We start from the raw sequence: 206 nt of genomic DNA, 5'->3' as shown, positions 1-206 counted from the left end.
TAGCAGCGGATGAAAAAGCAGCTGAAGAAGCATTCTATAAAGAACTCGAGTTTGGAACAGGTGGTATGCGCGGGGAGATCGGTGTCGGAACGAACCGGATGAATGTGTATACGGTTCGAAAAGCATCACAAGGGTTCGCAGCATTCATTAAGGCATCAGGAGAAGAAGCGGCAGCAAAAGGAATCGTCATCGCACACGATTCACGC

1 pseudogene is annotated in these 206 nt (G+C 49.0%); it reads left to right on the top strand.

What is annotated here, in order from left to right:
- A pseudogene (locus B2U10_RS11170) lies at nucleotides 1-206 on the top strand (phospho-sugar mutase); the annotation flags it as partial.

This window comes from Exiguobacterium sp. UBA7533 (assembly GCF_002479335.1).
Lineage (GTDB): Bacteria > Bacillota > Bacilli > Exiguobacteriales > Exiguobacteriaceae > Exiguobacterium_A.
Note: the sequence above shows the minus strand (reverse complement) of the source record. Positions and strands in the feature narration are given on the sequence as shown.